This window comes from Mesorhizobium sp. M4B.F.Ca.ET.017.02.2.1, from assembly GCF_003998955.1.
Classification (GTDB): domain Bacteria; phylum Pseudomonadota; class Alphaproteobacteria; order Rhizobiales; family Rhizobiaceae; genus Mesorhizobium; species Mesorhizobium abyssinicae.
The window spans coordinates 1-7,998 of the sequence record NZ_RZOF01000292.1 but is presented as its reverse complement, the minus strand read 5'-3'; the positions used below and the strand labels follow the sequence as shown (position 1 = coordinate 7,998).

Below are 7,998 nucleotides of genomic sequence, written 5' to 3'. Positions count from 1 at the left end.
GAAGGCTGCGCAGTCGAGCAGCAGGCCGGAAAGATCGGCCTCGAGGATTTCAGGCGGGGTGAAGGCGGGAAGCGCTGCCGTCTGCTCGGCCCGCCATAGCCGGACGGCGACACCTGGCTGCGTGCGCCCGGCGCGGCCGGCGCGCTGGTCGGCCGAGGCTCGGCTGACGCGCACCGTCTCCAGTCTGGTCAGGCCGCTGGCCGGCTCATAGCGCGGCAGCCGCGACAGGCCGGAATCGATAATGACGCGCACGCCGTCGATGGTGATCGAGGTCTCGGCGATCGACGTCGCCAGCACCACCTTGCGGCGGCCCGGCGACGACGGCCTGATCGCCGCGTCCTGCGTCTTGTTGTCGAGCTGGCCATAGAGCGGCACGATGTCGGTGTCGGCAGCGACGCGGTCCCGCAGCCGCTCGGCGGTGCGCTCGATCTCGCGCTGGCCGGGCAGGAAGGCAAGCAGGCTGCCGCTCTCGTCGGCAAGCGCCGAGCGGATCGCCCTGGCCATGGCATCCTCGATCGCGATGCCAGGCGCTCGCTCGTGATAGCGGATGTCGACCGGGAAGGCGCGGCCCTCGCTCTCGATCACCGGCGCGCCGGACAACAATCTCGCGACGCGCGCGCCGTCGAGCGTCGCCGACATGACCAGCAATCGCAGATCCGGTCGCAGCGCGCCCTGCACGTCGAGCGCCAGCGCCAGGCCGAAATCGCCGTCCAGCGAACGCTCGTGGAATTCGTCGAAGATGACCGCAGAGACGCCCGGCAGTTCCGGGTCGTCGAGGATCATGCGCGCGAGAACACCTTCGGTGACGACGAGGATTTTCGTCCGCGCCGAGGTGCGGTTCTCCATGCGCATCGCGTAACCGACCGTTCCGCCGGGCTCCTCGCCGAGCAGCTCGGCCATGCGGCGGGCGGCGGCGCGGGCGGCGAGCCGGCGCGGCTCGAGCAGGACGATCTTGCCGGCGCCGAGCCACGGCGCGTCGAGCAGCGCCAGCGGCACCAGCGTCGTCTTGCCGGCACCGGGCGGCGCTACCAGCACGGCGTTGCTCTTTGTCGCCAGCGCTTCCCCGAGCGCCGGCAGCACGGCTGAGACCGGAAGCTCCGGCAAAGGGTTTGTCCTCATCGCGCCCGCATATCAGCGCCGATAGCCAGCAGGCAACAACGCGCTGCCGGCCACCTCAAAGCCCGGTGCGCGAAAACGGGTTCCAGCGCACCGTGCCCAGCCGCACTCCTCACGCACCATTGTGAGCAGGCCGGATGCGCCGACGACGGCGAGACAGGTGAGCGTCGGCACGTCGGGATCACCGCCCGCCGACCCATTTCCCAACGATTTCAAGCCTCGGACGCGCCATGTTGCAACGCAGCAACGAATTCGCTTGCGTTGTTTAGTAAAACGAGCATTACTAAACAAATTACTAAACATCGTCGGCGCTGAAGCGTGGCCATGTTTAGGCCCCGGAGGAGAGGGGTTTGAGGGCTCTTGAAACCGTCATCCGGACGTGTTTCGCAAATGGGAGGAAGGCATGAAATCGACCATGAAACTGACGTTGGGTCTGGCCTCGGCGATGCTTGCGTCGACCGCCGTCTCGAACGTCGCGCATGCGGAAGACCTGACGCTTTGCTGGGCCGCCTGGGACCCGGCCAACGCCCTCGTGGAACTGTCCAAGGACTTCACCAAGGAAACCGGCATCGGCATGAAGTTCGAGTTCGTGCCGTGGACCAATTACGCCGACCGCTTCCTCAACGAACTCAACTCGCACGGCAAATTGTGCGACCTGATCATCGGCGACAGCCAGTGGATCGGCGGCTCGGCCGAGAACGGCCACTACGTCAAGCTGAACGACTTCTTCGACAAGGAGAAGATCAGCATGGACGACTTCGTGCCGGCGACCGTGGTCGGCTATTCGGAATGGCCGAAGAACACGCCGAACTACTGGGCCTTGCCGGCAATGGGCGACGTCGTCGGCTGGACCTATCGCAAGGACTGGTTCTCCAAGCCGGAGCTGCAGAAGGAATTCAAGGAGAAGTACGGCTGGGATCTCGGCCCGCCGGCGACCTTCGACCAGCTCAAGCAGATCGCCGAGTTCTTCCAGAAGCGCGAGATCGACGGCAAGACCGTCTACGGCGCCTCGATCTATACCGAGCGCGGTTCCGAAGGCATCACCATGGGCGCCATGGATGTGCTCTACAGCTTCGGCTTCCAGTACGAGAACCCGAAGAAGCCCTACGAGATGGAAGGCTTCGTCAACTCCGAGAAATCGGTGAAGGGGCTGGAGTTCTACAAGGCGCTCTATGATTGCTGCACCCCGCCCGGCGCCTCCAACAGCTACATGGGCGAAGGCGTCGATGCCTTCAAATCCGGCCAGGTGGCGATGCACATGAACTTCGCCTTCACTTGGCCCGGCCTGCAGAAGGACGAGAATGTCGGCGGCGACAAGATCGGCTACTTCGCCAATCCCAAGGGCCCGGACGGCGACCAGTTCGCCCAGCTCGGCGGCCAGGGCATCTCCGTGGTCTCCTATTCCGACAAGCAGGAATCGGCGCTGAAATACATCAAGTGGTTCGCCAACAAGGACGTTCAGGTCAAGTGGTGGTCGCTGGGCGGCTTTTCCTGCCTAAACGCCGTGGTCAAGGATCCCAAGTTCCCGGCCAGCCAGCCCTATGCGCAGACCTTCCTGGACTCGATGGCCATCGTGAAGGACTTCTGGGCCGAGCCGAGCTACGCACCGCTGCTGCAGGCCTCGCAGAAGCGCTTCCATGACTATGTCGTGGCCGGCCAAGGTTCGGCCAAGGACGCGCTCGACGGCCTGGTCAAGGACTGGACGCAGGTCTTCCAGGACGACGGCAAGATGTAAGGCTCCTCCCGAGCTTGACCCCAGAGCCGGATGATTTCGGGTCGAATAGACCTGAAATCATCCGCTCCGGACCAAAGAGTGGGTGAGCATGATGTCGTCCGAAAACCGCTTCACACTTTTCGGCATCATGCTCGTGGTCCCGTGCCGCCCTTGGCACGGGACGCAGTTCAGATAAATTCCATCGTCGAGACATCCAAGTGACCGAAGCAGGACTCACCATGCTCAATCGGACTGCGGACAACGTTGCCCGGGCCACGCCGGAGCCGTTGGCCCGCCGGGTCCGGGGCATCAGCGACAAGGGCCTCGCCTGGCTGTTCATCTCGCCGACGATCCTCCTGCTGCTCGCCATCAACATCTTCCCGCTGTTCTGGGCGATCTATCTGTCGTTCACCAACTTCCGGGCCAACCGCCCCAATGAGGTGGTGAAGAATTTGGGCCTGGCCAACTACAAGCGCATCCTGACCGACCAGGACATCTGGATCGCCATGCAGACGACGGCGCATTTCGTCTTCTGGACGATCCTGTTGCAGACAGTGATCGGCTTCACGCTGGCCTGGCTGATCGACCGCAAGTTCCGCGGCCATGCCTTCTGGACGACCATCATCCTGGTGCCGATGATGCTGTCGCCGGCCGTGGTCGGAAATTTCTGGCGCTTTCTCTACGAGCCGCAGATCGGCCTGTTCTCCTACGTCATCTCCTTCGTCACCGGCATCCCGCCGACGAATGTGCAGATGCTGTCGAATGTCGAGCTGGCGCCGTGGTCGATCATCATCGTCGACACCTGGATGTGGACGCCTTACGTGATGCTGATCTGCCTCGCCGGGCTGCGCTCGATCCCCGAATACATCTACGAGGCGGCCGAGGTCGACCGCGCCTCCAACTGGCGGCAGTTCTGGTCGATCACGCTGCCGATGGCGCTGCCCTTCATCATGCTGGCGGTGCTGTTCCGCGGCATCGAGAACTTCAAGATGTTCGACATGGTCAATCTCCTGACCGGCGGCGGGCCGGGCTCGACCACCGAGGTCGCGTCGATCACGCTGAAGCGGCAGGCCTTCGAGAGCTGGCGCACCGGCTATTCCTCGGCCTTCGCCATCATCCTTTTCGTCGCCGTGTTTGGCCTCGCCAACATCTACGTCAAGGCGCTCAACAAGGTGAAGCAGAGATGAGCCTGACATCAGCCCATTCCGTCGTCGCGCCCTCGGCGAATTCGAAGCTGGTCGCCGGCACGATCATCGTCGCTTATGCGCTGATCTCGATCGTGCCGCTGCTGTGGATCTTCGCCACCAGCTTCAAGACGCCGCCGGATTCGATCGCCTATCCGCCGAAGATCGTGTTTCAGCCGAGCATCGAGGGCTATTGCAACCTGTTCACGACGCGCACCCGGCAGACGCCGGAATACATCAACTCGCTCGGACCGGCGACCGGCTTCTGCGACGAGACCGTGCGCAAGCGCAACATGGTGATCGCCGGCCCGTCCAACTTCCTGCCGCGCTTCGTCAATTCGCTGATCATCGCCTTCGGCTCGACCTTCTGCGCGGTGTTCCTTGGCACGCTCTCGGCCTACGGCTTCTCGCGCTTCAAGGTGCCTTTAGCCGACGACCTTCTGTTCTTCATCCTGTCGACGCGCTTCATGCCGCCGATCGCGGTCGCCATCCCGATCTACCTGATGTACCGCGAGCTCGGCCTCTCCGACACCGCGCTCGGCATGATCCTGCTCTACACGGCGGTCAACGTCTCGCTCGCCGTGTGGCTGCTCAAGGGCTTCATCGACGAGATCCCGCGCGAATACGAGGAAGCGGCGATGATCGACGGCTATACGAGGCTGCAGGCTTTCTGGCGCACCGTCCTCCCGCAGGCGACCACCGGCATTGCCGCGACCGCCATCTTCTGCCTGATCTTCGCCTGGAACGAGTACGCGTTCGCGGCGCTGCTGACCTCCGGCTCCGCCCAGACCGCGCCGCCCTTCATCCCGACCATCATCGGCGAAGGCGGCCAGGACTGGCCGGCGGTGGCCGCGGGTACGACGATCTTCCTGGTGCCGATCCTGGTCTTCACCATCCTGCTCCGCAAGCAGCTCTTGCGCGGCATCACCTTCGGCGCGGTGCGCAAATGATTGATGTGGGAATAAGTCGACCCCCGCTCCGTCGAGCTTCGCTCGACACCTCTCCCCCGATCGACGGGGGAGACGAAGGGCGCGAACTTCATTCAGCGAGGCTCCCTTCCTCTCCCTCCGGAGGGGGGAGAGGTGGCGCTGCGAAGCAGCGACGGAGTGGGGGAACCACCTGGCAACCATCTCTCCCCTTGCACGGGGAGAACGACGGGAGGAACGCATGAGCCGCACTGTTGTCTCCAAGCGCTCCTCATGGCCCCGCTGGGCGCGGCGCGGCATGCTGGAGAATATCGCCACGGCGATCATCGCCATCGGCTTCCTGATGTTGTTCCAGCCCTTCGCGCTGTCGCTCTACACCTATTCCTTCGTCACCATGCTTGCAGGCACCTTGATGTTCATCATCGTCTCGAAATTCCCGGAGTAGGACGATGGCCGAAATCCGCGTCCAAAATCTCAGGAAAGCCTTCGGCGATTTCGTCGCCGTGCAGGATTCCAACTTCGTCGTCGAGGACGGCGAGTTCTTCGTCATGCTGGGGCCGTCCGGCTGCGGCAAGACCACGACCTTGCGCATGATCGCCGGGCTGGAGTTGCCGACCGGCGGCAAGATCCTGCTCGGCGGCGAGGACGTCACCATGCGCCGGGCGCGGGAGCGCGACATCGCCTTCGTCTTCCAGCTGTTCGCGCTCTACCCGCACATGAATGTGCGCAAGAACATCGGCTTCCCGCTCTTGGCGCAAGGCATGCCGTCGGCCGAGATCCGCCAGCGGGTGGAGGAGACGGCGAAGCTGCTTCGCATCGATCATTTGCTCAACAAATCGGTCTCCGGCCTTGCCGGCGGCGACCGCCAGCGCGTCGCGCTCGGGCGCGCCATCGTGCGGCGGCCGAAATGTTTCCTGATGGACGAGCCGCTCGGCACCCTCGATACCGAGTTCCGCGATCTGATGGTGCATGAACTGCGCGAGCTGCACAGCCGCATCCACGCCACCACTGTCTACGTCACGCACGACCAGATGGAAGCGATGTCGATGGCCGACAAGATCGCCGTCATGAACCACGGCATCATCGAGCAGTTCGGAACCCCGCGCGAGATCTACGACCGCCCGGCGACGATGTACGTCGCCGAGTTCATCGGCTCGCCGCCGATGAATTTCCTCAGGTTCGGCGGCGGACTTGCCAAGGGCGCGAAGGAGATTCTCGTGCAGGGCGCCAAGGTCACCGTGCCGGAGGTGCGCGAGGACATCGCACCCGCCGACATGGCGCTGGGCATCCGTCCCGAGCACATCCGCTTTGACGACGCCTCGAAATTGCGCGGCGCCATCTACGGCACCGAATATCTCGGTACCACGCAGATCGTGGCGGTGGAGACGGCGGACGGCATCATCAAGGCGCGGGTGCCGGCCGAGATCCGGCTCAATTCGGGCGAGCCGGTCGGCCTGTCGCTCAGCAGCGCCAGGCTGTCGCTGTTCGAGAAGGGCTCCGGCCGCGCGGTGAAGACCGCCATGTATGACAAGGCAGCGGAGGCGCGCCATGGCTGACGTGCACATCAAGGGCGTGAGCAAGAGTTTTGGCGAGACCGTCGCCGTCGACAATCTCGACCTGCAGATCAAGGACGGCGAGTTCGTCGTGCTGCTCGGCCCGACCGGCGCCGGCAAGACGACGACGCTCAGGCTGGTCGCCGGGCTGGAGCGGCCGGACAGCGGCACGATCCACATCGCTGGCCGCGACGCCACGGTGCTGTCTCCGGCCGAGCGCGACACGGCCTTCGTCTTCCAGCAATATTCGCTCTATCCGCACCTCTCGGTCTTCGACAACCTCGCCTTCCCGCTGCGCTCGCCGGCCCGCAAGCTCAGCGAGGACGCGGTGCGACGCCGCGTCGAGGAGGTGGCGAGGCTGGTGCGCATCCACCACAAGCTCGACAACCGCTCGACCAAGCTCTCCGGCGGCGAGATGCAGCGCGTCGCTATCGGCCGGGCGCTGGTGCGCAAGCCGTCCATCTATCTGATGGACGAGCCGCTGTCTTCGCTCGACGCCAAGCTGCGCGCGGATCTCAGGCTCGAGCTGAAGCGCATCCAGTCCGAACTCGGCGCCACCATGCTCTATGTCACGCACGACCAGATCGAGGCGATGACCATGGCCGACCGCATCGGCATCCTCTCGGAAGGAGAGTTGGTGCAGATCGGCACGCCGCGTGCCATCTACTCCGAGCCGGCAAACCTTCATGTCGCCGCCCGCCTCGGCCAGCCGGCGATCAACCTTCTGCCTGCAGGGCTGCTGCCGGATGGCGGCGCGCCAACCGGTACCAGGACGATCGGCGCCCGCACCGAACACCTGTCGATCGAGAAGGCCGCCAACGGCCATGCCGACGGGGTCGTCGACTGGGTCGAGCATCTCGGCGACCAAAACCATCTGCATGTGACGGTCGGGCCGAAGAAACTGGTCACGCTGACCGATCCCGACACGCCGCTCGAGAGGGGAGACCTGGTGACGACCGCTATCGCATGCCGCTTTATTTCGGTTCGGACGGCCAGCGGCTGACGTAGCTGGCTCGATCGCAACATTCGCCAAATATCGATTGACGACCGCAGATACGGACTGGACGAAATCCATGAAGCACTTTTTCAACCGCAAGGACTCGATCGTCACCGAAGCGCTGGACGGCTTTCTCGCCACCGCGGGCTCCGGCACGCTGGCGCGCCTCGACGGCTATCCGGAAATCAAGGTCGTGCTGCGCGCCGACTGGGACAAGACCAAGGTCAGCGTGGTTTCCGGCGGCGGCGCCGGGCATGAGCCGTCGCATGCCGGCTTCGTCGGCGCCGGCATGCTGACGGCGGCAGTCTCCGGCGAGGTCTTCGCCTCGCCGAGCGTCGAGGCGGTGCTGGCGGCGATCCGCGCCATGACCGGCCCGGCCGGCTGCCTGCTGATCGTCAAGAACTACACCGGCGACCGGCTCAATTTCGGCCTCGCCGCCGAGAAGGCGCGCGTCGAAGGCTTTGCGGTCGAGATGGTGATCGTCGGCGACGACATCGCGCTGCCCGAC

Annotated in this window: 7 protein-coding genes and 1 pseudogene; 7 read left to right on the top strand and 1 reads right to left on the bottom strand. The window is 64.5% G+C overall.

The genetic code is table 11. From position 1 onward, the window contains the following. Positions 1-1,119, bottom strand: a 1,119-nt coding sequence (gene hrpB, locus EN738_RS26470) for an ATP-dependent helicase HrpB (RefSeq protein WP_127286272.1), incomplete at its 3' end; no start/stop codon positions are given. A 400-nt stretch (positions 1,120-1,519) separates the two neighbouring features. On the opposite strand from hrpB, the gene EN738_RS26465 reads away from it, so the two are divergent. The 7 genes and pseudogenes from EN738_RS26465 to EN738_RS26435 form a co-directional block, all read left to right on the top strand. Beyond that, positions 1,520-2,851, top strand: a complete 1,332-nt coding sequence (locus EN738_RS26465; protein WP_127286271.1) for an ABC transporter substrate-binding protein — start codon at positions 1,520-1,522, stop codon at positions 2,849-2,851. 218 nt (positions 2,852-3,069) lie between these two features. Beyond that, positions 3,070-4,017, top strand: a complete 948-nt coding sequence (locus EN738_RS26460) for a sugar ABC transporter permease (protein WP_127286273.1) — start codon at positions 3,070-3,072, stop codon at positions 4,015-4,017. Beyond that, a complete protein-coding gene (locus EN738_RS26455) occupies positions 4,014-4,964 on the top strand; it encodes a carbohydrate ABC transporter permease (RefSeq protein WP_127286270.1) in 951 nt (316 codons plus the stop codon). The genes EN738_RS26460 and EN738_RS26455 overlap by 4 nt, the downstream gene beginning before the upstream one ends. A gap of 217 nt (positions 4,965-5,181) precedes the next feature. Further along, entirely contained in the window at positions 5,182-5,385 is a 204-nt protein-coding gene (locus EN738_RS26450) for a hypothetical protein (protein WP_127286269.1), read from the top strand. A 4-nt stretch (positions 5,386-5,389) separates the two neighbouring features. Continuing rightward, the gene (locus EN738_RS26445) at positions 5,390-6,496 is read left to right on the top strand and encodes an ABC transporter ATP-binding protein (RefSeq protein WP_127286268.1); all 1,107 of its coding nucleotides are present in this window, start codon (positions 5,390-5,392) and stop codon (positions 6,494-6,496) included. Then, positions 6,489-7,501 (top strand): annotated as a pseudogene (locus tag EN738_RS26440) (ABC transporter ATP-binding protein). The gene EN738_RS26445 and the pseudogene EN738_RS26440 overlap by 8 nt, the downstream one beginning before the upstream one ends. A 65-nt stretch (positions 7,502-7,566) precedes the next feature. Beyond that, positions 7,567-7,998, top strand: a 432-nt coding sequence (locus EN738_RS26435; RefSeq protein WP_145966936.1) for a dihydroxyacetone kinase subunit DhaK, incomplete at its 3' end; no start/stop codon positions are given.

What these genes read in the sequence shown, in the direction of transcription:
- EN738_RS26465 (WP_127286271.1), top strand. Translation starts at nt 1,520, where the DNA reads ATGAAATCGACCATGAAACTGACGTTGGGTCTGGCCTCGGCGATGCTT.
- EN738_RS26460 (WP_127286273.1), top strand. Translation starts at nt 3,070, where the DNA reads ATGCTCAATCGGACTGCGGACAACGTTGCCCGGGCCACGCCGGAGCCG.
- EN738_RS26455 (WP_127286270.1), top strand. Translation starts at nt 4,014, where the DNA reads ATGAGCCTGACATCAGCCCATTCCGTCGTCGCGCCCTCGGCGAATTCG.
- EN738_RS26450 (WP_127286269.1), top strand. Translation starts at nt 5,182, where the DNA reads ATGAGCCGCACTGTTGTCTCCAAGCGCTCCTCATGGCCCCGCTGGGCG.
- EN738_RS26445 (WP_127286268.1), top strand. Translation starts at nt 5,390, where the DNA reads ATGGCCGAAATCCGCGTCCAAAATCTCAGGAAAGCCTTCGGCGATTTC.